This is a genomic window from Azospirillum sp. UENF 211521 (assembly GCF_058780535.1).
Map to the genome: position 1 here is coordinate 932,939 of NZ_JBSNCF010000002.1, position 21,690 is coordinate 954,628.

Below are 21,690 nucleotides of genomic sequence, written 5' to 3' on the forward strand. Positions count from 1 at the left end.
AAAACGTTGACACTCCCAACCGCCGGTCCGTAGCTATGAACTCCCGTTTTCCGGAGGCTCCCGACCCGTCATGTCCGCGCCGAACCCCGCCGCCGCCGTGTCTGGCGCCGTCTCTGCCGCCGTGCCTGCCGAGCCCGCGACGCTGCCCGGCCACCGGGTCACGCTCGGGGTGGGCCGGCCCATGCGGCTGGACAGCGGCGCGGAGCTGGGGCCGTTCGAGATCGCCTACCAGACCTACGGCGCGCTGAACGCGGACCGGTCGAACGCCGTCCTGATCTGCCACGCCCTGACCGGCGACCATTACGTGCTCGACCAGCATCCGGTGACCGGCAAGCCCGGCTGGTGGGAGATGCTGGTCGGACCCGGCAAGCCGGTCGACACCGACCGCTACTTCGTCATCTGCTCCAACGTCATCGGCGGTTGCATGGGCTCCACCGGCCCGAAGGAGACCGATCCGGCGACCGGCAAGCCCTACGGCCTCGGCTTCCCCGTCATCACCATCGGCGACATGGTGCGCGCGCAGAAGCTGCTGGTGGAGCATCTCGGGATCGACCAGCTCTTCTGCGTGATCGGCGGCTCGATGGGCGGCATGCAGGTGCTGCAATGGGCCGTCGCCTACCCGGAGTCGGTTTTCGCCGCGGTGCCGATCGCCACGGCCGCCCGCCACTCCGCGCAGAACATCGCCTTTCACGAGGTCGGCCGGCAGGCCATCATGGCCGACCCGGACTGGGCCGGCGGCAACTACCTGCTGGAGGGCACCCGCCCCCACCGCGGGCTGGCGGTGGCGCGCATGGCCGCGCACATCACCTACCTGTCGGAACCGGCGCTGCACCGCAAGTTCGGGCGCAACCTGCAGAACCGCCAGACCGTCACCTACGGCTTCGACGCCGATTTCCAGGTGGAAAGCTATCTGCGCCACCAGGGCATCACCTTCGTCGAGCGGTTCGACGCCAATTCCTACCTCTACATCACGCGGGCGATGGACTATTTCGACCTCGCCGCGGATTACGGGGGCGGCACCCTGTCCAACGCCTTCCGCAAGGACGGCAAGGGCACGCCGGTGCGCTTCTGCCTCGCCAGCTTCTCCAGCGACTGGCTGTTCCCGACCTCCGAATCGCGGGCCATCGTGCACGCGTTGAACGCGGTGGCCGCCAACGTCAGCTTCGTGGAGATCCGCACCGACAAGGGCCACGACTCCTTCCTGCTCGACGAGCCGGAATTCCATCAGGTGATCCGCGGCTTCCTCGACGGCTGCGCCGAACACCGCGGCCTGACGCGGGACTCCCGGCCATGAGTCCCCTCGACGACAAGCAAGCCGCCGCCCGCGCCGCCTCCGGCACCGGCATCCGCTCCGACCTGAAGCTGATCGCGGAGATGGTGGAGCCGGGCAGCCGCGTGCTCGACGTCGGCTGCGGCGACGGCGCCCTGCTCGCCTTCCTGTCCCGGCAGAAGGGGGCGGACGCGCGCGGGATCGAACTGTCGATGGACGGCGTGCACCAGTGCGTGGCCCAGGGCCTGTCGGTCATCCAGGGCGACGCCGAAACCGATTTGAAGGACTACCCGCCGGGCGCCTTCGATTACGTGATCCTCAGTCAGACCCTGCAGGCGATGCGCGAGCCGCGGACGGTGCTGGAGACGATGACCCGCATCGGGCGGCGGGCCATCGTGTCGGTGCCCAACTTCGGCTATTGGCGCATCCGCGTGCAGCTCCTGCTGACCGGACGCATGCCGGTGACGGAGAAGCTGGGCTACCAGTGGTGGGAAACGCCCAACATCCATTTCTGCACGATCCGGGACTTCGTCGTCCTGGCGGAGGAGATGGGCATCCGCATCGAGCGCTGCATGATCGTGAACGGCACCGGCCGGGTCACCGGCCACGTCCATTCCGGGCTCGCCAACCTGCTGGGCGAGCAGGGCGTCTTCCTGCTGCGCCGGGACTGACCGGACCCCGCCGGACGGCGGCGATGCAACCCCTGCCCCGCTGGCGCTGTTGAACAGGCAAAGTCCGTTCAACAACCGTCAGCGGGAGCTTCGCACCATGCGCCTCGTCCTCTCCTCCGTCCTGGCCGCATCGGCCGCCGCCCTGCTGTTGTCCGGCGCCGCATCGGCACAAACGCCCCAGGCTCAGGCACCGCAGGCTTCACCGGACGCCGCGCGGCCCCCGCTGATGACGGCGCCGCGCCCGGACGACACCCCGGCCACCCCGCCCGCGGCCTCGCAGGAAGGGCTCGGCGGCGACGCGCCTTCCGACGAGATGAAGCGCGCCGCCCCCTCCGTCGCCGCGATTCCCCATCTGCTGACCCCGGAGGAGGCGCGGACCCTGATCGGCAAGGAGGTGCGGACCCGCGACGGCCAGCCCGGCGGCTCCATCAAGGACTTCACTCTGGACGGCAGCGCCGCTTCGATCGAGCGGATCGTGCTGGCCCCCGCGGAGGGCAGCGGGGCGGACGGCAAACTGCGGTCCCTGCCGGTCAGCATGCTGCGCACCGACATCGCGGGTGCCGCCCCCGGTGGCGATGGCGCGACGACGCCGACGCTGGACCTGCCGGCCGCCGAACTCGCGCGGGCGCCGGAATTCACCTATGGAGACGGGGTAAAAACGGTGAGCGGCCAGCCGCAGTGACGGCTCAGGCGCCGCTCTCCACCGCGCGCAGCAGGTCGAGGACGAGCCGCTCGCCGTCCGGCCAGGGGCCGTAGCCGGCGGCGGTGTTGATGTGGCCGAGGGCGCCGCCGTCGATGAAGTCGGCGCCCCACCCAACCGCGAAGGCGCAGGAGCGGGCGATCGCGGCGTAGGGGTCGTCGTGGCTGGCCAGCACCAGCGCGCGGAAGGGCAGCGGATCGGTGGGCACCGGGGCGAAGCCGTGGACCTCCGGCGGCGTGTGCTCCGCCGATTCGACGTCGGGCGGGGCAACCAGCAGGGCGGCGGCGACCTGGCCCACCGACGACCCGCTCCGCACGCCCCAATGGGCGACGGCCATGCAGCCCAGGCTGTGGGCGATCAGAACCACCGGCGCGGTGGCGGCAGCCACCGCATCCTCCAGCGAGCGAACCCAATCCTCCAAGTGCGGCGCGTCCCAGTCGGCCTGCTCGACACGCGTGAAGGACGGGTGGCGCCGCTGCAGCCAGCTTTGCCAATGGTCCGGGCCGGAATTGCCGAGTCCCGGCACGATGAGAACGCTCGCCTTCGTCATGGGGTCCGATCCGCTGCGGTGACCAGCGAGGTTACAAACCGCAACGGCCCCGGAGCAAGGCTTACGGCTCCTCCGACACCCGCCACGCGCCGGACCCCGCCGGACGGCGGGCCGGAGCGGCCCCGCCGGGAAGCGGAACGATCAGGCGGCGCTTGACCGGTTGCTGGGTCTTGCGCGACACCCCGGCGAAGATCTGCTTCGACGCCTCGATCATCGTCACCCCGGCGAAGGCTTTGAACCAGCGGCAGCCGACCTCCTCCCAGGCCGGGGCGGTCTTCATCAGGAAGCGGGAGCGCAGCGGCGGCAGGAACAGGGCGTGCCCCGTGCGCTCCGGCACGAACATGGTGTCGCGCAGAACCTGCTTCAGTTGAGAAGCCGAATAGGGAAAACCATGGCCGAAGGGCGTCCAGTCGGCCCGCGCCCACAGGCCGCGGCGGTTCGGCACCACCACCAGCACCCGCCCGCCGCCGGCCAGCACACGCCAGATCTCGCGCATCATCGGGCGGAGTTGCTCCGTCCCCTCCAGCCCGTGGACGAGCAGCACGCGGTCCACCGACATGTCGGCCAGCGGCAGGTCCGCCTCGTCGCCCAGCGCCACCAGCCCCGGCCCGCCCGGCGGCCAGAAGGTCACGCCCTGGGTCGCCGGCATGATCGAGAACACCCGCTCCGCCTCGTCGCGGAAGGGCTGCAGGTACGGCGTCGTGTAGCCGACCCCCAGCACGATCTGGCCGCGCAGGTTGGGCCAGATGGTGCGGATGCGCCGGCGGATCATCCGCCGCGCCGCCTGACCAAGCCCGGACTCGTAGAATTCACGGAGATCGACGATATCGGTGTACATGGTCATCCCAGGCTATCACGTTTCGATCGAACGTCCATTCATGCGGGAGAGGGGCCCAAGCCCATGGACATCCACCTGATTCCGGCCTTCGCCGACAACTACATCTACCTCCTGCGCGATCCGGCCAGCGGCGCCGTCGGTGTCGTCGACCCCGGCGACGCGCAGCCCGTGCTGGCGGAGCTGGACCGGCGCGGCTGGACGCTGACGCACATCTTCAACACCCACCACCACAACGACCACATCGGCGGCAACCACGCGCTGAAGGCGCGCTATGGCGCCGATGTGATCGGCCCGCGCGCCGACGTCGCCCGCATTCCCGATATGGAGACGTGTCTGGGCGAAGGCGAGACCATTTCGTTCGGATCGCACACCGCCCAGGTGTTTTTCGTCCCCGGCCACACCTCCGGCCACATCGCCTTCTGGTTTCCGGAGGCCAAGGCGCTGTTCAGCGGCGACACGCTGTTCGCGCTCGGCTGCGGGCGGCTGTTCGAGGGCACGCCGGCCCAGATGTGGACATCCCTGGTCAAGCTGCGCGGCCTGCCGGACGACACGCGCGTCTATTGCGGCCACGAATACACCCTGTCCAACGCCCGTTTCGCCGTGACGGTGGAGCCGGCCAACGCCGCCCTCAAGACCCGCGCGGCGGAGATCGCCGCGCAGCGCGAGCGCGGAGAGCCGACCATCCCCTCCACGCTGGGAGTGGAGAAGGCCACCAATCCCTTCCTGCGCGCCGACATGCCGGAGGTCCAGGCCGCCCTCGGCATGGCAGGCGCCGACCCGGTGGCGGTCTTCGCCGAGATCCGCGGCCGCAAGGACCGCTTTTAAGACGGCGCGCCCTCGCGCTACCCTGACGCCCACAAAACGGGAGGAGAGATTCTGATGAAGCTGCGCTGGAGCCCGACCTCGCCCTACGTCCGCAAGGTCGCGATGGTCCTCATCGAATGCGGGCTGGACTCGACGGTCGAGAAGCAGGTGACCAACGCCTGGGCGCCCGACACCGACCTGCCGGCGGACAACCCGCTGGGCAAGGTGCCGGCCCTGATCCTGGACGACGGCTCGGCGCTCTACGACAGCCCGGTGATCGCCGAGTATCTGGACTCGCTGCACGACGGCCCGCGCCTGTTCCCAGCCGCCGGCCCGGCGCGCTGGACGGCGTTGCGCCAGCAGGCGCTGGCCGACGGCATCTGCGACGCCGCCATCCTGCGCCGCCTGGAGCTTCAGCGGCCGGACGGCGAGCGTTCCGAGACCTGGGCGGACCGCCAGCGCCGCGCCGTCGCCCGCGCGCTCGACGTGCTGGAGGCGGAGGCGCCGGCCCTCGACGGCACGCTGACCATCGGCACACTGTCCATCCTGGTGGCGCTCGGCTACCTCGACTTCCGGTTCGGGCACGAGGACTGGCGGGCGGGCCGTCCGGAGCTGGCGGCGTGGTTCGCCTCGGCCTCCGACCTCGACAGCTTCCGCCGCACCGCGCCGCCGCCGGCGTGACGGCCACGGTGAGAAAGGACGACGCCATGGAGGCCCTGACGCCCGAGCGCATCATCGCGACGCTGGGCATGCAGCCCCATCCGGAAGGCGGCCACTATGTGGAGACCTTCCGGGACGCCCCGCCGGGCGGCGGGCGTGGGGTCAAGACCGGCATCCACTACCTGCTCCAGGCGGGCGAACGCTCCCACTGGCACCGGGTGGACGCGGTCGAGATGTGGCACTGGCACGCCGGGGGACCGCTGGAGCTGTCCATCTCCGCCGACGGCCGGTCGGTGGAGCGGATTGTGCTGGGGATGGACCTCGCGGGCGGCCAGCGCCCGCAGGGCGTCGTTCCGGCGCACGCGTGGCAGGCGGCGCGGCCGCTGGCGGGCTGGGTTCTGGTCGGCTGCACCGTCTCCCCCGCCTTCGAGTTCGCCGGCTTCGAGATGGCGCCGGAGGGGTGGGAGCCCGGCTGACATCCGGGCGGCTGGGCCGCCGGACACCCGCACGAAAAAAGGCGCCCCGGAAGCGGGGCGCCTTTTCATGGTCGGCCTTCGGAAATCAGCCTTCAGGACTGCTCAAGGTTGATCCGGCTCGGGAGCGGGTCGAGCTGGTCGCGGTACTTGGCGTCGGGGCGCGCGGCGTAGGGCTTGGAGGTCGGCGACATCAGCGTTTCGAAGCTGAGGGCGCAGATCCGCATGCCCGGGCGCAGCGCCAGCGGCAGCCGTCCGCAGTTGAAGAATTCCAGGGTGATGCGGCCGTTCCAGCCCGGATCGATGGTGTGCGCGGTGGCGTGCACCATCAGGCCCAGGCGGGCGAGGCTGCTGCGGCCGTCCAGGCGGCCGGCGATGTCGTTGGGCAGGCCGATGCGCTGCACGGTGATGCCGAGCACCAGCTCGCCCGGATGCAGGAAGAACGGCTCGCCGACGGGAACCTCGACGCGGTCCATCAGCTTGTCGGGAACCTGGCTGGGATGGCCCTCGGGCGGGGCGAGGTCGACGAAGGCCGCCTTGCCCGGCGGGAAGACCTGGAAGGCGCTTCCGAGCTGGAGGTCCACCGACATCGCCCCGATCTGGCTCTCCGCCGGCAACGGGTCGATCTCGATGCGTCCTTCGGCGAGGTATCGGCGAATATCGACGTCTGACAGCTTCATGCCTTCCGAACCTCCTGGCGAACCCGCAAACGGCGCGGCTCCGGTCGCTTCCCTGGCGCACTCTATAGCCGGATCGACGCCTCTCGACAACACAATCACCAGTCTTTTAGAAGGCACCAAGCCCCTTGGATGGGGCCGCATTGCACAAGGGGTGATGGGAATGGCGGTATCCTCGATCGACGCGGCGGCATCGGACCATCAGGCCGAGTTGCGGCACCTGTCCGTCATCCTGGGCGAGGTCCCGCCGGAGGGCGGACGGCCGGACCCGGTCGCGCTGTTCCGCAGCCGCGTCGCCCAGCATGGGGAGCGGGTCCGTGCCCTCAAGGCCTCGGTGTCGCCGCTGTTCGTCGAAAACAGCGACCTCGCCGCCTACGCCGCCACCGACGGCCCGCTGCCGGCGCTGATCCTGGTCGGCGACAATCCGGGGCGCCGGGAGTTCGAGCAGTCCGTCTACCTGTGCGTCCAGGGGCGCGCCGGGGCCATGGCCCACAGCTTCTTCGACGGCATCTTCGGCGCCGGCTCCTTCCGCGGCAAGGTGATGGTGCTGAACAAAAGCTCCTTCCACACGCCGCGCACGGTGGGACTGACGGAGGCGATGCGCGGCGATCCGGCGCTCGCCGAGGCCATCCGGCGCGACCAGGAGGAGAACGCCCGTCTGATCGCCGACTCGGTGGCCCTGCTCGGCGTTCCGGTCGTCACCATCGGCATGGAGAGCGGCGGGACGACCTTCCAGAGTTTCCGCAAGACGCTGGAAACCCGCTATCGCGCGCTCGGCAACCCGCCGGCCGTCTTCCAGGGGAAGCGCCTCGCCAGTCCCTTCCGCAAGGTGCCGCACTTCTCGCTGTCGAAGATCTTCTGCCGCAACGCCGATGCCGCCTGGAACGCCGGTCTGGACGGCTTCCTGGACCGACACGCGGCGGTTCCGGGCCTGCGGACCGAGAACGGCAACGTCTCGTCCAAGCTGCTGCTCGGGCTGGGCGATGGCCCCCTGCTCGCCGATTACCTGGACCGGGTGATCCTCGGCAACGGCGGCTGACCCCCGGCCGGCCTCAATGGCTCAGGGTCTGCAACGCCTTGCGGCAAGTGTCCTCGCAGGACCGGCAGGCTTCGGCGCAGATGCGGCAATGCTGGTGCATGGCGGCGTGCCCCTCGCACTCCTCGGCGCACAGGCGGCAGGCGGTGGCGCAGGCGTCGAGCATGGCGCGGATCACCGCCTCATTGGAGCCGCTGCGCCGGGTGGCGATGGCGCCGGTCGCCGCGCAGACGTCGGCGCAATCCATGTTCAGGCGGATGCACTGGACCAGTTCGGCCACCGCCTCCTCGCCCAGGCAGGCGTCGGCGCAGGTGGTGCAGGTCTGCGCGCAGTCGTAGCAGGCCTCGATGCAGCGGATGAGTGCGTCGTTGGGGTTTCCGCGCACGTGTGGGTGGGTGCTGATCATGTCGCGGGCGTGCATGGGCAATCTCCGTAAGGACGGGGTGATGGGAGTGGGCGTCGGCGCCCTGCCCTGCCAACAGCGCAGCACCTCCATGGTTCGGAAATTCTCCCCCTTTCCCTGGCCCCGCCAACGCCCGCCGGTTACAAGCGATCATCACGGCTTGGGGAAGTGCTGGTGTTCAACGAGACGGCCGGACTGACGGCGCTGATCCTGGTCATCGCCACGCTGTACGCCGCGGTCGGGCAGGCCGGAGCCTCGGGATATCTGGCGGTCATGGGCATCGTCGGGCTCGACCCGGCGACGATGAAGCCGACGGCGCTCGCCCTCAACCTTCTGGTGGCGACCATCGGCACCGTGCGCTTCGTCCGCGCCGGGCTGTTCACATGGCGGGCCTTCTACCCGTTCGGCGTGCTGGGGATGCCCTTCTCGTTCCTCGGCGGCACGCTGCACCTGCCGTCCCATCTCTACTACCCGCTGGTCGGGGCGATCCTCCTGCTGGCGGCGCTGGAACTGGCCCGCTCGACCTGGGTGGCGCGCGGCGCGCCGGAGAGGACGGCCGCCGTCGCCCCGCCCTTCCTGCCGGCGCTCGCCGCCGGGGCCGCGGTGGGCTTCCTGTCGGGGATGACCGGCACCGGCGGCGGCATCTTCCTGGCGCCGTTGATCCTGCTGATGGGCTGGGTCGAGACGCGCCGCGCTGCCGCTGTGTCGGCCGCCTACAACCTGCTGAACTCGGCGGCGGCGCTGGCCGGCACCTGGACGACCGTGACGACGCTGCCGGCCGCCCTGCCCTGGTGGCTGGTCGCCGCCGGGGTGGGCGGCGCGGTCGGCGCCTGGCTGGGCAGCCGCCATCTGCCGACCGCCACATTGCGCTATCTGCTGGCGGCGATCCTCGCCTTGTCCGGACTCAAGATGCTCACGGCCTGACCCTGGCACTCTCCCACGCCCGCCTTTCCCAGACCTGGGCGGGCAGGCGACTCATCAGGCCGATGGGCAGCAAGAACAGGGCGACGTTGGTCCAGCACAGGGCGCGGCGCCCTTCCCGGCCTTGGGGTGCCTGGGCTTCGGCCCGCTCCATCCAGCCGCCGCTCGCCTCGCGGTAATCCGGCATGGCCTCCAGAACGCCGCCGGAGGTGTCGTGGGCCGGGCGGTTGTCGAACATGTCGCGGTCCATCCGGTGGGCCATCCTGCGGTCCGCCAGCGCCGGCGCCACCGCGTGCGGCAGGGTGGCGGAGCGCCCCGCGGCGCCGACGAACAGCTCGGGCCGTGGGTTTTCGGCGAGGCGCAGGATGGCCTCGGCGACCTCCTCCGGCGGGTGCAGCGGTGTCATCGCCTTGACGGCGCGGCCGGTGTAGTTCGCGCCATGCTGCCACAGCGGCGTGTCGATGGGACCGGGCAGCAGGGTGCAGACCTGGATGCCGGGGTCCTCCACCAGCTCCTGCCGCAGCGTCTCTGAGAAACCGCGCACCGCGAACTTGCTGGCGGCGTAGGCGGCAGCGTAGCGCTGCCCGACGAGGGAAGCCAGCGAGGCGACGTTGATGACCGTGCCCTCCTCCCGCTCCAGGAAATGCGGCAGCACGGCGCGGCATCCGTTGGCGGTGCCGAAGAAGTTGGTGCGCATCACCTCCTCGAACACGTCCTGCGGGGTCTCCTCGAAACGCCCGAAGGCGATGACGCCGGCGTTGTTCACCCAGACGTCGATCCCCCCGAACACCTCGATGGCACGCTCGGCCAGACGGTTCATCTGCTCCTGGTCGCGCACGTCGGTGGGCACGACCATCGCCCGCCCGCCGGCGGCCACGCACTCCTCCGCGACCTCGTGCAGGGCGGCGTGGCGCCGCGCCGCCAGCACCACCGCGGCGCCGTGGCGCGCGAACTCCACCGCGGTCGCCCGGCCGATCCCGCTGGACGCCCCGGTGATGACCACCACCTTGTCGAAATGCCGACCGGCCATAAGCGTTGCTCCCGCATTGTTCGTTCGAATCCGTTTCCCTGGCTAACATTCCAGCCCGGCAAAGGTGCCCCGGCCCGCCGGGAGCGCCCAATTGCACGGAACGGCAATTCTGCCGGAATGGTGGAGACGGAGGCGGGAACCCGGTACAGTCGCGGCGTCCGGTGCCCATGCAGAAGAAGAGGTTACGTCCGTGGCGGCCAAGGAACTCGACGTGAAGGGGCTGCACTGCCCGCTGCCCATCCTGCGGACGCGCGCCCTGCTGGACAAAATGGCCGAGGGGGAGGAGGTGATCGTCTACGCCACCGACCCGGCGTCGATCATCGACTTCAAGCATTTCTGCAACACGACCGACAACGTGCTGCTGGCGCACGAGACGCGCGGGGAGGTGTTCGTGTACCACATCCGCCGCGGCGTCTCCGCCGTCTGACGTTCCTCTCCATTCCTGAAGGAGTCCGCCCCATGCCGACCCTGCGCCCCGCGGTTCCACCCCCGCTGCGTCCTGGTGCTGTGGTCCATGGCCCCGGCTCCATCGCCGTCGACGCGATGATCGACCGCTTCGTGATGGAGCTGCGGCGGCGCGGCTTCCGCGTCGGCGGCGTGATCCAGCGCAACACCGGCGCGCCCGGCGACTGCGCCGACCTGATGGAGCTGGTGGACGTCGCCACCGGCCAAGCCTACGACATCTCGCAGCATCTCGGCCGCGAATCGCAATCCTGCCGCGTCGATCCCCAGGGGGTGGCCGAGGCCAGCCAGGCGCTGCGCCGCGCCATCGCGGAGCGCGCCGACCTGCTGGTGGTCAACAAGTTCGCCGGGCTGGAGGCGCATGGCGAGGGGCTGGCGGACGAGCTGCTGGCCGGCATCGCCGAGGGCATTCCGGTGCTGACCAGCGTCGGCAGCCGCTTCCTCAACGAATGGCAGAGCTTCACCGGCGGCTTCACCTCCCTGATCTCGCCGCACGAGGACGCGCTGTGGCGCTGGTGGGGGGCGCACCGGCTTTACGACGACCTGCTGCACGGCGTGGAGGACGCCAAGGTCCGCGCGATCACCATCGGCGCCAAATGGATCATGGTGGAGACGGACGGCGCCGGGGGACCCGGCATCGGTCTGGCCGCCCGCCCGCAGTCGGCACCGCCGCCCGATCCGGCGCGCTGGGCCGGCGTCGGCCTCGCCGGGCTGGCCGCCCACGCCGCGCGCTCCTGGGACCCGCAGGAGACCGCGGTCGGCATGGCCGCGCTGAACGCCCACTACAACCGTCCCGACCTGACCGGCTCCACGGCCAACGGGCTGGACCTGTTCACCGGGATGGAGGGGCGCGTGGTCGTCTTCGGGGCCTTCCCGCAGATTGCCAAGCGCCTGCCCAACGCCCATGTGGTCGAGCTGAACCCCAGCGACGGGGAGTATCCGGAAGCCGCCGGGGAATGGCTGCTGCCGGGGGCGGAGGGCGCGGCGATCACCGCCTCCACCCTGACCAACCGCACCCTGCCCCGCCTGCTGTCGGTGGCCGAGGGAACCCGCGTCGCGCTGGTCGGGCCGGGGACGCCGCTGACCCCGCGGCTGTTCCGCTACGGCGTTGCCGCGCTGGCCGGCTTCGTGGTGGAGAACCGCGACGCCGTGGCCGAGGCGATCCTGGCCGGGGGCTCGTCCCAGAGCTTCCACCGCCATGGCCGCTTCGTCACGCTGCACAACGAACAAAAGTGAGAGGGATTGGAATGGACGAGAAGACCCGCACCGAGCTGGAAGCCGCCGCGTTCCGCGGACTGGTCGCGCATCTCCAGAAGCGCACCGACGTGCAGAACATCGACCTGATGAATCTGGCCGGCTTCTGCCGCAACTGCCTGTCCAAATGGTACGCCGCCGCCGCCCGGGAGCGGAACGTGCCGCTGACCGACGAAGAGGCCCGCATCGCCGTCTACGGCATGCCCTATTCGGAATGGAAGGCGAAGCACCAGAAGGACGCCACCCCCGAGCAGCAGAAGACCTTCGAGGACACCAAGCCCCTGCACGCCGAGATCAGCGGCCACATGCCGAAGAAGTAAGGACTCTCTCCCTCTCCCGGGGACGGGAGAGGGATCGTCCGGCGCTCAGGCGAACAGCCCGGTGAAGGGCAGGAACTCCACCATGTCCCCGTCATGGATCGCGGTGGCGTCGGCCGGCATGTCGACCAGCCCGTCGGCCTCGACCATCGAGGTCAGGACGCCGGAACTGTCGCTGGGAAACTTGTGGGCGACCGGGCGGCCATCGGTTCCGGTCGCCAGACGGGCGCGCAGGAACTCGCGGCGGCCCGGCTTCTTCCTGAACTCGAAACCGGCAACGACGAGGCAGCGGGGGGCCGGCGCGCTCTCCGCCCCCGACAGGCGCAGCACCAGCGGGCGGCCCACCAGCATGAAGGTCACCATCGCCGAAACCGGGTTGCCCGGCAGGCCGAGGAAGGGCGTGGTGCCGATGCGCCCGAGCGCCAGCGGCTTGCCCGGCTTCAGGGCGAGCTTCCAAAGGTCGACGGAGCCCAGTTCCCCGACCACCCGCTTCACATGGTCCTCCTCCCCCACCGAGGCGCCGCCGGAGGTGACGACGAGGTCGGCGGTCGCCGCGGCGTCGGCCAGGGCGGCGCGGGTCACGTCCGGCTTGTCCGGCAGGATGCCGAGGTCGCGCACATCCGCCCCCAGCGCGTCGAGCTGGGCGGCCAGCGTGTAGCGGTTGGCGTCGTAGATCGCGCCTTCCGGCTTCTCCGTCCCCGGCTCGCGCAGCTCGTCGCCGGTGGAGAACAGGACGACGCGCAGGCGCTTGCGCACCGACAGGCGCGACCGCCCGACCGCGGCGGCCAGACCGACCTCCTGGGCGCGCAGCCGCAGGCCGGGAGTCAGCACGACCGATCCGGCCGTCATGTCCTCGCCGGCGTCGCGGATGTTGGCACCGCGCTTCAGGCCGGCGGGCACCAGCACCGCGCCATCCTCGGCCCGGCAGTCCTCCTGCATGGCCACGGTGTCCACCCCCGCCGGGATCGGCGCGCCGGTGAAGATGCGCACCGCCTCGCCCGGCCCGACCGTTCCGGCAAAGACCGAGCCGGCGGGCACGCGCCCGACCACGGCCAGCCGCAGGACATCGCCGTCCCCGCCCACGGCGCCCGCATTGCCGTATCCCCAGCCATCCATCGCCGAGACGGCGACCGGCGGCACGTTCACGGTCGCCGTCACCGGTTCCGCCAGGATGCGCCCCAGCGCGGCGCGCAGCGGCACCTCCTCCGGCTCCGTCACCGCGCCGTAGGCGCGCTGCACGCGGGCCAGCGCCTCGTCCAGCGGCAGGGGGGCGGAGGGGGCGGGAGCGGCGAAGCAGTCCATGCGACAATCCTTCTCCATTGGGCCACCCTCAAGGGGGCGGCACCGCGTCGTATCACCCCGGATAGTCCGGTGCGCGGCCGTGTTCGACCTTGATAATCGTCAAGACGCGGCCCTGTGCAAGCGTCCGTTCGTCGACGCACCATTGCGGTTTAACATCACCACGGCGAATGCGCGGCAGGATTGTTGGCCACACGTAGTAAATTTCGCAGCGCTGCGTTTTCCGCCTTGCGCATTTGGATCGATCCAAATAGGCTCCCCCAACATCCGGCGCCCGAGGCATCGCCACGACCCGCCGGACAACGAGAGGCCGACAACGAGAATCCCGCACAAGGGACTGTTCACCGAACGCGCACAGCGGTTCGGATGCGGCCGGCCCGGATGCGGAGGGAAAGCCCGTGAACTACACCTTCGATTTCAAGGCGGTCATCGACTCCTGGGACTATCTGCTCCAGGGCGCTTGGCTGACCGTGCAATTGTCGATCGGCGCCATGGTTCTCGGCCTGATCGTCGCGATTCTCTGTGCGCTCGGCAAGACGTCCGGGCCGAAGCCGGTCCGGTGGGTGATCAACGCCTACATCGAGGTGGTGCGCAACACGCCCTTCCTGGTGCAGATCTTCCTGATCTTCTTCGGCCTGCCGACCATGGGCATCCGCCTGTCGCCCGATCTCGCCGCGCTGATCGCCATGGTGGTCAATGTCGGCGCCTACGCGACGGAGATCATCCGGGCCGGCATCGAATCGATCCAAAAAGGCCAGATCGAAGCCGGGCTGGCGCTGGGGCTGAAGCCGCTGCAGGTCTTCCGCTACATCGTCATCAAGCCGGCGCTGCGCACCGTCTACCCGGCGCTGACCAGCCAGTTCATCCTGCTGATGCTCAGCTCCAGCGTGGTCTCGGCGATCTCGGCGGACGAGCTGACCTCGGTCGCCAACAACATCCAGTCGCAGACCTTCCGCAGCTTCGAGATCTACATCGTGGTGACCGGCATCTATCTGATGTTGGCGATGATGTTCTCCGCGCTGTTCGCCGGCATCTACAAGCTGGCCTTCGCCTACGACACCGACCGGCGCTGAGGGAGGGCCGAACCATGATCCGCGCCTTCAGTTACAACGAATTCCTCTTCCTCCTCAGCGCCGTGCAATGGACGCTGGCGCTGTCGGCCATCGCCTTCATCGGCGGGGCCACGGTCGGGCTGGTCATCGCGCTGGCCCGCACCTCGGACATCAAGGCGGTGCGGCTGGCCGCCACCGGCTACATCCAGCTTTTCCAGGGCACGCCGCTGCTGATGCAGCTCTTCCTGGTGTTCTTCGGCGCCACGGTGATGGGGCTCGACCTCAACCCCTGGGCCGCCGCCGCTCTGGGCCTGACGCTGAACGCCAGCGCCTTCCTCGGCGAGATCTGGCGCGGCTGCATCCAGGCGGTGCCGCGCGGCCAGTGGGAGGCGGCCTCGGCGCTCGGCCTGCGCTATCCGGGGCTGATGCGCTACGTGATCCTGCCGCAGGCGGTGAAGGTCGCGGTGCCGCCGACCGTGGGCTTCCTGGTGCAGCTCATCAAGAGCACGTCGCTGGCCGCGATCATTGGCTTCACCGAGCTGACCCGTGCCGGGCAGATCGTCAACAACGCCACCTTCCAGCCCTTCCTGGTGTTCGGGATCGTGGCGGTGCTCTACTTCCTGATGTGCTGGCCGCTGTCGCTGCTCAGCGCTCGCCTGGAGCGGCGCTACGCCCTCGCCACCCGCTGATCCTATTTTCATAAGAACCGTGAGGAAACCCCAATGACCTTGTCGATCACCCGCCGCCTCGCCGTCGCCGGCGCCATGATGGCCGCCGCCATCGCCCTGGCCGCCCCCACCGCTGGCCCTGCGGCCGCCCAGACCGTTGACGAGATCAAGTCGAAGGGCAAGCTGACCATCGGCATGCTGGTGGACTTCCCGCCCTTCGGCATCACCACCGCCGACGGCAAGCCGGACGGCTACGACGCCGACGTCGCCAAGCTGCTGGGCAAGCACATGGGCGTCCCGGTGGAGATCGTTCCGGTCACCGGCCCGAACCGCATCCCCTACCTGCTGACCAACAAGGTCGACCTGCTGGTCGCCTCGCTGGGCATCACCCCGGCCCGCGCCGAGCAGGTGCAGTTCTCCGAGCCCTACGCCGCCATCGAGATCGGTCTGGTCGCCCCGGCCAACACCAAGATCAAGGAGGCCGCGGAGCTGTCCGGCAAGCGCGTCGGCGTCGCCCGCGCCAGCACCCAGGACAACGCCCTGACCGCCGTTGCCCCGAAGGACGCGCGCATCATGCGCTTCGACGACGACGCCAGCGCCGTGCAGGCCATGCTGTCCGGTCAGGTGGACGCGCTGGGCCTCAGCAACGTGGTCACCAAGGAGATCAAGAAGCTGGCCCCGCAGGCCAACTACGAGATGAAGTTCGTGTTGAACCGTCAGGTCCAGGGCATCGCCATGCGCAAGGGCCAGGACGCCCTGCTGAAGTGGGTCAACGAGTTCATCGAAACCGCGAAGTCGAACGGCGAACTGAACGAGGTCCACAAGAAGTGGCTGGGCACCGACCTGCCCCCGCTGACCAAGTCGTAAAGACTTAAACTCCCTCTCCCCTCTGGGGAGAGGGCTGGGGTGAGGGGGTTGCGCTTTTGCCGGACGCTCCGACAGGCGCATCCCCCTCACCCTCCCCTCTCCCCAGAGGGGAGAGGGTTTAAATAGAGCAGGAGGAGTCCCCCATGGCCTCGGCTTACGATACCACGGACGTCCCCGCGCCGCGGCCGGTCAGCGGCGAGGTCGTCATCCGGATGGCCGGCGTCCAGAAATGGTACGACAGCTTCCATGTGCTGAAGGACATCGAGCTGGAGGTCCACAAGGGCGAGCGGATCGTCATCTGCGGCCCCTCGGGCTCCGGCAAGTCCACGCTGATCCGCTGCATCAACCAGCTTGAGAAGCATCAGAAGGGCACGATCACCGTCAACGGCGTCACGATCGACGCCCACCACCGCCACCTCGATCAGGTGCGGCGCGACGTCGGGATGGTGTTCCAGCAGTTCAACCTGTTCCCGCACCTGACCGTGGTCGAGAACTGCATGCTGGCGCCCATGCGGGTGCGCGGCACCTCCAAGCAGGAGGCGCGCGACATCGCCATGAAGTATCTGGCCCGCGTGCGCATTCCGGAGCAGGCGGACAAGTACCCCGGCCAGCTTTCCGGCGGGCAGCAGCAGCGCGTCGCCATCGCGCGGTCGCTGTGCATGAACCCCAAGGTCATGCTGTTCGACGAGCCGACCTCGGCGCTCGACCCCGAGATGGTCAAGGAAGTCCTCGACACCATGATCGGGCTGGCCGAGGACGGCATGACCATGCTGTGCGTCACGCACGAGATGGGCTTCGCCAAGTCGGTCGCCGACCGCGTCATCTTCATGGACCGCGGCGAGATCGTCGAGCAGGCCACCCCGGCCGAGTTCTTCACGAATCCGAGGTCCGAGCGGACCCGCAACTTCCTCGGCCAGATCCTCACCCACTAAGTCTTCCCCATTAAGGACAGCCTTTGATGAAGCCGGAGATCCTCCTCGTCGAATCCATGATGCCGGACATCGAGGCGGCGCTGGACGCGGGCTACACCGTCCACCGCCTCGCCGGAGCGCCCGACCGCGACCGCTTGGTCGCTGAAGTGGGGCCGCGAGTCCGCGCCGTCGTCACCGGCGGCGGCACGGGCGTCAGCAACGCGATCATGGACGCCTGCACCAACCTGGGGATCGTCGCGATCAACGGCGTCGGCACCGACGCGGTGGACCTGAAGCACGCGGCCGGCCGCGGCGTCCGCGTCACCAACACGCCCGACGTGCTGACCGACGACGTGGCCGATCTCGCCATCGGGCTGATGATCGCCGGCTCGCGCCGCATGATGGTCGGCGACCGCTTCGTGCGCGCCGGGCGCTGGCCGAACGGTGGCCTGCCGCTGGCCCGCAAGGTCACCGGCAAGCGGCTGGGCATCCTGGGGCTGGGCCGGATCGGGATGGCCATCGCCCAGCGCGCCGCTGGCTTCGGCATGGACATCGCCTACACCAACCGCAAGCCGCGCGCCGACGTGCCCTACCGCTTCGTCGCCTCCCCGGTCGATCTGGCGCGGGAGAGCGACATCCTGATCGTCGCCGCCTCGGCCGGGCCGGACGCCCGCAACATGGTCAACCGCGCGGTGATCGAAGCGCTGGGGCCGGACGGGCTGCTGGTCAACGTCGCCCGCGGCGCCGTGGTGGACGAGCCGGAGCTGGTCGCCGCCCTGACCGACGGACGTCTCGGCGGGGCCGCGCTGGACGTCTTCGCCAACGAGCCGCACGCGCCGGAAGCCCTGTTCGGCCTGGACAACGTCGTCCTGCAGCCGCATCAGGCGAGCGCCACCGTGGAGACGCGCATGGCCATGGGCAATCTGGTGCTGGCGAACCTGTCGGCCTTCTTCGCCGGCCAGCCGCTGCCGACCGCCGTCGTCTGAATGGCGGCGTGAATGACCATCCTCGACGAGCGCGGCGGACCGGCCCGCATCACCCTGACGGAGGTGGCGCACCACGCCGGGGTGTCGCGGTCCACCGTCTCGCTCGTCCTGCGCGGCAGTCCGCTGGTCGCCGCCGAGAACTCGGGAGCGCGTGCAGGCCGCCATCGCGGCGTTGGGCTACGTCTACAACCGCGGCGCCGCGACCCTGCGCGCCGCCCGCACCGACACGGTCGGGCTGCTCGTCTGCGAGATCAACAACTCCTTCTACGGCGAGCTGACCGCCGGGGTGGATGACGTTCTCGGCGAGCAGGGGGTCGTCGCCTTCCTCGCCAACACCGCGGAATCGGGGGAGCGGCAGGACCGCTACCTTCAGCGCATGCGCGAGCAGAATGTGGATGGGGTGATCCTCTGCCCCGCCGCCGGCACGTCGCCGGCCCTGCTGGACCGGCTGCGCCAGTGGCAGCTTCCCGTCGTCCAGGCGCTGCGCTTCCTCTCCGCCCGTGAAGGCGATTACGCCGGGGTGGATTACGAGTTCGGCATGGAGATGGTGACCGAGCATCTGCTGCGGATCGGCCATCGCCGCATCGCCTTCGTCGGCGGCAACCTGTCCCACTCCGCCTTCGCCGGGCGCCGCGTCGGCTTCACCGCGGCGCTGCGCCGCCACGGCCTGACCCCGGACCTCGTCGTCCGCTGCCCGGCCACCCGCCGCGGCGGGCTGGACGCGGTGGGGCCGCTGATGGATCTTGCCGACCCGCCCACCGCGATGCTGTGTTACAACGATCTGGTCGCGTTCGGCGTGATGCTGGGGCTGGAGGCCCGCGGTCTGCGGGCAGGACGGGACATCGCGGTGACCGGTTTCGACGACCTGACCGAAGCGGCGATCAGCCGCCCTGCCCTGACCACCGTCGCCACCTCCGCCCGCCAGATCGGGCAGGAGGCCGCCCGCCTGCTGCTGCGCCGCATCGCCGACCCGCAGGGGGCTCCGGAGCGCGTGATCCTGCCCGCCCGGCTGGTCATCCGCGAGTCCTGCGGCGCCATGAGAGTCCAACCCGACAAGCACCAATAACCAAAGAAAAGCGAAGGCCCGAAGACGATGTCCGAAGAAATGAACGAGTCCGCATTCCGCGATTCCGTTGACGCCCTGATCCAGGCGCGGAAGAGCCGCGACTGGCTGTCCGCCTTGCCGACCCGCCCGACCAGCGAGGCCGAGGCCTACGCCATCCAGGACGCCGTGGCCCGCCGCCTCGGTCCGGTCGTCGCTTGGAAGGTCGGCGCCCGCACGCCGGAGTCCGAGCCGTTCCGCGCGCCCATCCACGCCGACACGCTGTTCTTCGACACCACGGTGCTTCCCGCGGCGGACTATCAGGTCATCGGCATGGAGGCCGAGATCGCCTACAAATTCGCCAAGGACCTGCCGCCCCGCGCCGAGCCCTACAGCCGCGAGGAGGTCCTCGACGCCGTCGAGTCCGTCCATCCCGCCTTCGAGATCGTCGACACGCGCTTCGCCGGTTTCGGTTCGCAGGAGTGGTTCAGCCACATGGCCGACCAGTTCAACCACGGTGCCCTGGTCGTCGGCCCGGCCATCGCCGACTGGCGCTCGCTGGAGCCGCTGAAGGAGCGGGTCGCCCTGGTCGTCGACGGCGAGACGAAGGCCGATACGGTCGCCGGCAACTCGGCGGGCGAGCCGGTGCGGCTTCTGGTGTGGATGGCCAACACCGGCGCGGTCAGCCTGGGCGGCCTGAAGGCCGGCGACGTGGTGACCACCGGCTCGCACGTCGGCACCGTCATGGTCCCGGCGGGCAGCACGTCCGTTGCCGTCTATGGGACGATGGGAACGTATGAACTGACGGTGAAGTGAGCGAGTTCCCCTTGGCCACACAAGAGTAGTCGCCGCTCGCCTTTATAAGCCCTCTCCCCTCTGGGGAGAGGGTGGCCCGAAGGGCCGGTGAGGGGGTTGCGCTTGTGCCGGACGTTCCGAGACGCGCACCCCCCTCACCCTAACCCTCTCCCCAGGGAGGAAGAGGGAACTACCCCTCACCCGAACACCGACGCCCCGGCCTCTGCGCTGCCGACCCCCCGGCGGAACACGCCGAACAGCTCCCGACCGCAGCCGACACCGGCATCCGCCGGCGCGTCCGCCGGTGGGCGGGCGTCCCATTCCGCGTCTTCCACCAGCACCTCCAACGTGCCGCGCTCGGCGTCCAGCCGCAGCACGTCGCCGTCCCGCACCCGCCCCAGCGGCCCGCCCGCCGCGGCTTCCGGCGTGACGTGGATCGCCGCCGGGACCTTGCCCGACGCCCCCGACATCCGCCCGTCCGTGACCAGCGCCACGCGGTAGCCAAGATCCTGAAGCACGCCCAGCGGCGGCGTCAGCTTGTGCAGTTCCGGCATGCCGTTGGCCTTCGGTCCCTGAAAGCGCACCACCACCACCACGTCGCGGTGCAACTCGCCGCGGCGGAACGCCGCCTGCACCGACTCCTGGTCGGTAAAGACGCGGGCCGGTGCCTCGATCACGCGGTGGTCCGGCTTCACGGCGGAGACCTTCACCACCGCGCGGCCCAGCGGCCCGCTCAGCACGCGCAAGCCCCCCTCGGCCGCCATGGCCGACGCGACCGGCGCCAGCACGGCGGGGTCGGCGCTCTCGCGGACGGCCACGCCGCGCACCAGTTCGCCCCCCTCCAGCCGCAGCGGACGGCGGTAGGCGGTGATGCCGTCGTCCTCCCACACCGTGGCGGCGTCGCCATGGAGAAGCCCGGCGTCGGCCAGCTCTCCGATCAGGAAGGCCATGCCGCCCGCCGCCTCGAAATGGTTCACGTCGGCGCTGCCGTTCGGGTAGACGCGGGCGAGCAGCGGCACGACCGCCGACAGCTCGGCGAAGTCCTCCCAGGTCAGGGCGATCCCCGCCGCTGCCGCGATGGCCGGCAGATGCAGCGTGTGGTTGGTCGAGCCGCCGGTCGCCAGCAGCCCGACCACCGCGTTGACGATGGCGCGCTCGTCGACGATCTCTCCGATGGGCGTGCGCAGGCCGACCACCCGCCGCGCCGCCGCGTCGGTCAGCGCATCGCGCAACGCCGTGCCGGGGTTGGCGAAGCTCGCCCCCGGCAGATGCAGCCCCATCATCTCGACCAGCATCTGGTTCGAGTTGGCGGTGCCGTAGAAGGTGCAGGTGCCCGGCGCGTGGTAGGACGCGGCCTCCGCCTCCAGCAGCGCGTCCTTGTCCAGCTTGCCCTCCGCGTATTGCTGGCGGATGCGCCCCTTCTCCTTGTTGGGAAGGCCGGAGGGCATCGGACCGGCGGGCACGAAGACGGTGGGCAGATGGCCGAAGGACAGCGCGCCGATCAGCAGGCCCGGAACGATCTTGTCGCAGACACCGAGGCACAGAACGCCGTCGAACGTGCCGTGCGACAGGGCGACCGCCGTCCCCATGGCGATGACCTCGCGGGAGAACAGCGACAGCTCCATCCCCGGCTCGCCCTGGGTCACGCCGTCGCACATGGCCGGCACGCCGCCCGCCACTTGCGCCACGCCGCCCGCCGCCCGCACCGCCGCCTTGAGCCGCTCCGGGTAGTCCCCGTAGGGCTGATGGGCGGACAGCATGTCGTTGTAGGAAGTGACGATGCCGATGGCCGGGGTCGAGCCGCCGCGCAGCGCCGCCTTGTCCTCCGCCGCGGTGCAACCGGCGAAGCCGTGCGCCCGGTTGGCGCAGCCCAGCGCCAGGCGGCGCGGCCCCTGCGCCGCCGCGGCGCGCAGCCGCTCCAGATAGGCGGCGCGGGTGGCGTGGCTGCGCTCCCGGATGCGGCGGGTGACGGCGGCGAGGACGGGATGAAGACTCGTCATGGCG

25 protein-coding genes and 1 pseudogene are annotated in these 21,690 nt (G+C 70.2%); 19 read left to right on the forward strand and 7 right to left on the reverse strand.

What is annotated here, in order from left to right; all coding sequences use genetic code 11:
* Positions 1-70: 70 nt before the first annotated feature.
* The 3 genes from metX to ACWPN5_RS21000 all read left to right on the forward strand — a co-directional run bounded on the left by metX (position 71) and on the right by ACWPN5_RS21000 (position 2,623).
* Positions 71-1,294, forward strand: coding sequence for a homoserine O-acetyltransferase MetX (metX, locus tag ACWPN5_RS20990; RefSeq protein WP_492297191.1), 1,224 nt, complete (start codon positions 71-73; stop codon positions 1,292-1,294).
* On the forward strand, positions 1,291-1,941 hold the full coding sequence (gene metW / locus ACWPN5_RS20995) for a methionine biosynthesis protein MetW (protein ID WP_492297192.1): 651 nt from the start codon (positions 1,291-1,293) through the stop codon (positions 1,939-1,941). Before metX ends, metW begins: the two co-directional genes overlap by 4 nt.
* A gap of 97 nt (positions 1,942-2,038) precedes the next feature.
* Positions 2,039-2,623: a PRC-barrel domain-containing protein gene (locus tag ACWPN5_RS21000; protein WP_145680811.1), complete on the forward strand. Its 585-nt coding sequence runs from the start codon at positions 2,039-2,041 to the stop codon at positions 2,621-2,623.
* A gap of 4 nt (positions 2,624-2,627) precedes the next feature.
* Here the strand turns inward: ACWPN5_RS21000 and ACWPN5_RS21005 are convergent, their stop codons facing one another.
* Together ACWPN5_RS21005 and ACWPN5_RS21010 are read right to left on the reverse strand one after the other, a co-directional pair.
* The gene (locus ACWPN5_RS21005) at positions 2,628-3,191 is read right to left on the reverse strand and encodes an RBBP9/YdeN family alpha/beta hydrolase (protein WP_145680812.1); all 564 of its coding nucleotides are present in this window, start codon (positions 3,189-3,191) and stop codon (positions 2,628-2,630) included.
* Positions 3,192-3,252: 61 nt separating this feature from the next.
* Entirely contained in the window at positions 3,253-4,029 is a 777-nt protein-coding gene (locus ACWPN5_RS21010; RefSeq protein ID WP_186465964.1) for a class I SAM-dependent methyltransferase, read from the reverse strand.
* A gap of 63 nt (positions 4,030-4,092) precedes the next feature.
* On the opposite strand from ACWPN5_RS21010, the gene gloB reads away from it, so the two are divergent.
* The 3 genes from gloB to ACWPN5_RS21025 are packed head-to-tail and all read left to right on the forward strand — an operon-like array spanning position 4,093 to position 5,969.
* Positions 4,093-4,854: a hydroxyacylglutathione hydrolase gene (gene gloB, locus ACWPN5_RS21015; protein WP_492297193.1), complete on the forward strand. Its 762-nt coding sequence runs from the start codon at positions 4,093-4,095 to the stop codon at positions 4,852-4,854.
* Positions 4,855-4,908: 54 nt separating this feature from the next.
* Positions 4,909-5,514 carry a glutathione S-transferase N-terminal domain-containing protein gene (locus tag ACWPN5_RS21020; RefSeq protein WP_492297194.1) on the forward strand — a complete coding sequence of 202 codons (606 nt, stop codon included), beginning with the start codon at positions 4,909-4,911 and terminating at the stop codon, positions 5,512-5,514.
* A gap of 26 nt (positions 5,515-5,540) precedes the next feature.
* Positions 5,541-5,969, forward strand: a complete 429-nt coding sequence (locus tag ACWPN5_RS21025; protein ID WP_492297195.1) for a cupin domain-containing protein — start codon at positions 5,541-5,543, stop codon at positions 5,967-5,969.
* 92 nt (positions 5,970-6,061) lie between these two features.
* On the opposite strand, the gene dcd is transcribed toward ACWPN5_RS21025, so the two are convergent.
* Complete coding sequence (gene dcd / locus ACWPN5_RS21030) at positions 6,062-6,646, reverse strand: dCTP deaminase (RefSeq protein WP_145623733.1); 585 nt, start codon at positions 6,644-6,646, stop codon at positions 6,062-6,064.
* A 160-nt stretch (positions 6,647-6,806) separates the two neighbouring features.
* On the opposite strand from dcd, the gene ACWPN5_RS21035 reads away from it, so the two are divergent.
* Entirely contained in the window at positions 6,807-7,682 is an 876-nt protein-coding gene (locus ACWPN5_RS21035; protein ID WP_492297196.1) for a hypothetical protein, read from the forward strand.
* A 13-nt stretch (positions 7,683-7,695) separates the two neighbouring features.
* Here ACWPN5_RS21035 and ACWPN5_RS21040 read toward each other — a convergent pair whose 3' ends face one another.
* Positions 7,696-8,100: a four-helix bundle copper-binding protein gene (locus ACWPN5_RS21040; protein WP_492297197.1), complete on the reverse strand. Its 405-nt coding sequence runs from the start codon at positions 8,098-8,100 to the stop codon at positions 7,696-7,698.
* A 156-nt stretch (positions 8,101-8,256) separates the two neighbouring features.
* On the opposite strand from ACWPN5_RS21040, the gene ACWPN5_RS21045 reads away from it, so the two are divergent.
* Positions 8,257-9,006 carry a sulfite exporter TauE/SafE family protein gene (locus tag ACWPN5_RS21045; protein WP_145680819.1) on the forward strand — a complete coding sequence of 250 codons (750 nt, stop codon included), beginning with the start codon at positions 8,257-8,259 and terminating at the stop codon, positions 9,004-9,006.
* Here the strand turns inward: ACWPN5_RS21045 and ACWPN5_RS21050 are convergent.
* Positions 8,996-10,033, reverse strand: a complete 1,038-nt coding sequence (locus ACWPN5_RS21050) for an SDR family oxidoreductase (protein WP_145680820.1) — start codon at positions 10,031-10,033, stop codon at positions 8,996-8,998. The genes ACWPN5_RS21045 and ACWPN5_RS21050 overlap by 11 nt on opposite strands.
* A 190-nt stretch (positions 10,034-10,223) precedes the next feature.
* On the opposite strand from ACWPN5_RS21050, the gene ACWPN5_RS21055 reads away from it, so the two are divergent.
* From ACWPN5_RS21055 to ACWPN5_RS21065, 3 genes are read left to right on the forward strand one after another with little or no spacing between them, the layout of a single operon-like run.
* The gene (locus ACWPN5_RS21055) at positions 10,224-10,460 is read left to right on the forward strand and encodes a sulfurtransferase TusA family protein (protein WP_145680821.1); all 237 of its coding nucleotides are present in this window, start codon (positions 10,224-10,226) and stop codon (positions 10,458-10,460) included.
* 32 nt (positions 10,461-10,492) lie between these two features.
* On the forward strand, positions 10,493-11,731 hold the full coding sequence (locus tag ACWPN5_RS21060; protein ID WP_492297198.1) for a DUF2478 domain-containing protein: 1,239 nt from the start codon (positions 10,493-10,495) through the stop codon (positions 11,729-11,731).
* 11 nt (positions 11,732-11,742) lie between these two features.
* A complete protein-coding gene (locus ACWPN5_RS21065; protein WP_200477816.1) occupies positions 11,743-12,069 on the forward strand; it encodes a DUF1244 domain-containing protein in 327 nt (108 codons plus the stop codon).
* Positions 12,070-12,114: 45 nt separating this feature from the next.
* Here the strand turns inward: ACWPN5_RS21065 and ACWPN5_RS21070 are convergent, their stop codons facing one another.
* Positions 12,115-13,368 (reverse strand): molybdopterin molybdotransferase MoeA, encoded by a 1,254-nt coding sequence (locus tag ACWPN5_RS21070; protein WP_492297199.1) that lies wholly within the window; start codon positions 13,366-13,368, stop codon positions 12,115-12,117.
* Positions 13,369-13,763: 395 nt separating this feature from the next.
* Between ACWPN5_RS21070 and ACWPN5_RS21075 the strand changes: the two genes are divergently transcribed.
* The 8 genes and pseudogenes from ACWPN5_RS21075 (at position 13,764) to ACWPN5_RS21110 (ending at position 19,707) form a co-directional block, all read left to right on the forward strand.
* Positions 13,764-14,438: an amino acid ABC transporter permease gene (locus ACWPN5_RS21075; RefSeq protein WP_145672398.1), complete on the forward strand. Its 675-nt coding sequence runs from the start codon at positions 13,764-13,766 to the stop codon at positions 14,436-14,438.
* A gap of 14 nt (positions 14,439-14,452) precedes the next feature.
* Positions 14,453-15,106 carry an amino acid ABC transporter permease gene (locus tag ACWPN5_RS21080; RefSeq protein ID WP_014197338.1) on the forward strand — a complete coding sequence of 218 codons (654 nt, stop codon included), beginning with the start codon at positions 14,453-14,455 and terminating at the stop codon, positions 15,104-15,106.
* A 33-nt stretch (positions 15,107-15,139) separates the two neighbouring features.
* Entirely contained in the window at positions 15,140-15,952 is an 813-nt protein-coding gene (locus ACWPN5_RS21085) for a transporter substrate-binding domain-containing protein (protein WP_200477818.1), read from the forward strand.
* Between the two features lie 143 nt (positions 15,953-16,095).
* Positions 16,096-16,884 (forward strand): amino acid ABC transporter ATP-binding protein, encoded by a 789-nt coding sequence (locus ACWPN5_RS21090; protein ID WP_059399204.1) that lies wholly within the window; start codon positions 16,096-16,098, stop codon positions 16,882-16,884.
* Between the two features lie 26 nt (positions 16,885-16,910).
* Complete coding sequence (locus tag ACWPN5_RS21095; protein WP_492297201.1) at positions 16,911-17,849, forward strand: 2-hydroxyacid dehydrogenase; 939 nt, start codon at positions 16,911-16,913, stop codon at positions 17,847-17,849.
* A 12-nt stretch (positions 17,850-17,861) separates the two neighbouring features.
* Positions 17,862-17,948, forward strand: a pseudogene (locus ACWPN5_RS21100) (hypothetical protein); the annotation flags it as partial.
* Positions 17,949-18,000: 52 nt separating this feature from the next.
* The gene (locus tag ACWPN5_RS21105; protein WP_492297202.1) at positions 18,001-18,915 is read left to right on the forward strand and encodes a LacI family DNA-binding transcriptional regulator; all 915 of its coding nucleotides are present in this window, start codon (positions 18,001-18,003) and stop codon (positions 18,913-18,915) included.
* A gap of 39 nt (positions 18,916-18,954) precedes the next feature.
* Positions 18,955-19,707 carry a 2-keto-4-pentenoate hydratase gene (locus ACWPN5_RS21110; RefSeq protein WP_492297203.1) on the forward strand — a complete coding sequence of 251 codons (753 nt, stop codon included), beginning with the start codon at positions 18,955-18,957 and terminating at the stop codon, positions 19,705-19,707.
* A gap of 176 nt (positions 19,708-19,883) precedes the next feature.
* Here ACWPN5_RS21110 and edd read toward each other — a convergent pair whose 3' ends face one another.
* Positions 19,884-21,686, reverse strand: coding sequence for a phosphogluconate dehydratase (edd, locus tag ACWPN5_RS21115; protein ID WP_492297204.1), 1,803 nt, complete (start codon positions 21,684-21,686; stop codon positions 19,884-19,886).
* Positions 21,687-21,690 lie beyond the last annotated feature (4 nt).

What these genes read in the sequence shown, in the direction of transcription:
- metX (WP_492297191.1), top strand. Translation starts at nt 71, where the DNA reads ATGTCCGCGCCGAACCCCGCCGCCGCCGTGTCTGGCGCCGTCTCTGCC.
- metW (WP_492297192.1), top strand. Translation starts at nt 1,291, where the DNA reads ATGAGTCCCCTCGACGACAAGCAAGCCGCCGCCCGCGCCGCCTCCGGC.
- ACWPN5_RS21000 (WP_145680811.1), top strand. Translation starts at nt 2,039, where the DNA reads ATGCGCCTCGTCCTCTCCTCCGTCCTGGCCGCATCGGCCGCCGCCCTG.
- ACWPN5_RS21005 (WP_145680812.1), bottom strand. Translation starts at nt 3,191, where the DNA reads ATGACGAAGGCGAGCGTTCTCATCGTGCCGGGACTCGGCAATTCCGGC.
- ACWPN5_RS21010 (WP_186465964.1), bottom strand. Translation starts at nt 4,029, where the DNA reads ATGTACACCGATATCGTCGATCTCCGTGAATTCTACGAGTCCGGGCTT.
- gloB (WP_492297193.1), top strand. Translation starts at nt 4,093, where the DNA reads ATGGACATCCACCTGATTCCGGCCTTCGCCGACAACTACATCTACCTC.
- ACWPN5_RS21020 (WP_492297194.1), top strand. Translation starts at nt 4,909, where the DNA reads ATGAAGCTGCGCTGGAGCCCGACCTCGCCCTACGTCCGCAAGGTCGCG.
- ACWPN5_RS21025 (WP_492297195.1), top strand. Translation starts at nt 5,541, where the DNA reads ATGGAGGCCCTGACGCCCGAGCGCATCATCGCGACGCTGGGCATGCAG.
- dcd (WP_145623733.1), bottom strand. Translation starts at nt 6,646, where the DNA reads ATGAAGCTGTCAGACGTCGATATTCGCCGATACCTCGCCGAAGGACGC.
- ACWPN5_RS21035 (WP_492297196.1), top strand. Translation starts at nt 6,807, where the DNA reads ATGGCGGTATCCTCGATCGACGCGGCGGCATCGGACCATCAGGCCGAG.
- ACWPN5_RS21040 (WP_492297197.1), bottom strand. Translation starts at nt 8,100, where the DNA reads ATGCACGCCCGCGACATGATCAGCACCCACCCACACGTGCGCGGAAAC.
- ACWPN5_RS21050 (WP_145680820.1), bottom strand. Translation starts at nt 10,033, where the DNA reads ATGGCCGGTCGGCATTTCGACAAGGTGGTGGTCATCACCGGGGCGTCC.
- ACWPN5_RS21060 (WP_492297198.1), top strand. Translation starts at nt 10,493, where the DNA reads ATGCCGACCCTGCGCCCCGCGGTTCCACCCCCGCTGCGTCCTGGTGCT.
- ACWPN5_RS21065 (WP_200477816.1), top strand. Translation starts at nt 11,743, where the DNA reads ATGGACGAGAAGACCCGCACCGAGCTGGAAGCCGCCGCGTTCCGCGGA.
- ACWPN5_RS21070 (WP_492297199.1), bottom strand. Translation starts at nt 13,368, where the DNA reads ATGGACTGCTTCGCCGCTCCCGCCCCCTCCGCCCCCCTGCCGCTGGAC.
- ACWPN5_RS21080 (WP_014197338.1), top strand. Translation starts at nt 14,453, where the DNA reads ATGATCCGCGCCTTCAGTTACAACGAATTCCTCTTCCTCCTCAGCGCC.
- ACWPN5_RS21085 (WP_200477818.1), top strand. Translation starts at nt 15,140, where the DNA reads ATGACCTTGTCGATCACCCGCCGCCTCGCCGTCGCCGGCGCCATGATG.
- ACWPN5_RS21090 (WP_059399204.1), top strand. Translation starts at nt 16,096, where the DNA reads ATGGCCTCGGCTTACGATACCACGGACGTCCCCGCGCCGCGGCCGGTC.
- ACWPN5_RS21095 (WP_492297201.1), top strand. Translation starts at nt 16,911, where the DNA reads ATGAAGCCGGAGATCCTCCTCGTCGAATCCATGATGCCGGACATCGAG.
- ACWPN5_RS21110 (WP_492297203.1), top strand. Translation starts at nt 18,955, where the DNA reads ATGAACGAGTCCGCATTCCGCGATTCCGTTGACGCCCTGATCCAGGCG.
- edd (WP_492297204.1), bottom strand. Translation starts at nt 21,686, where the DNA reads ATGACGAGTCTTCATCCCGTCCTCGCCGCCGTCACCCGCCGCATCCGG.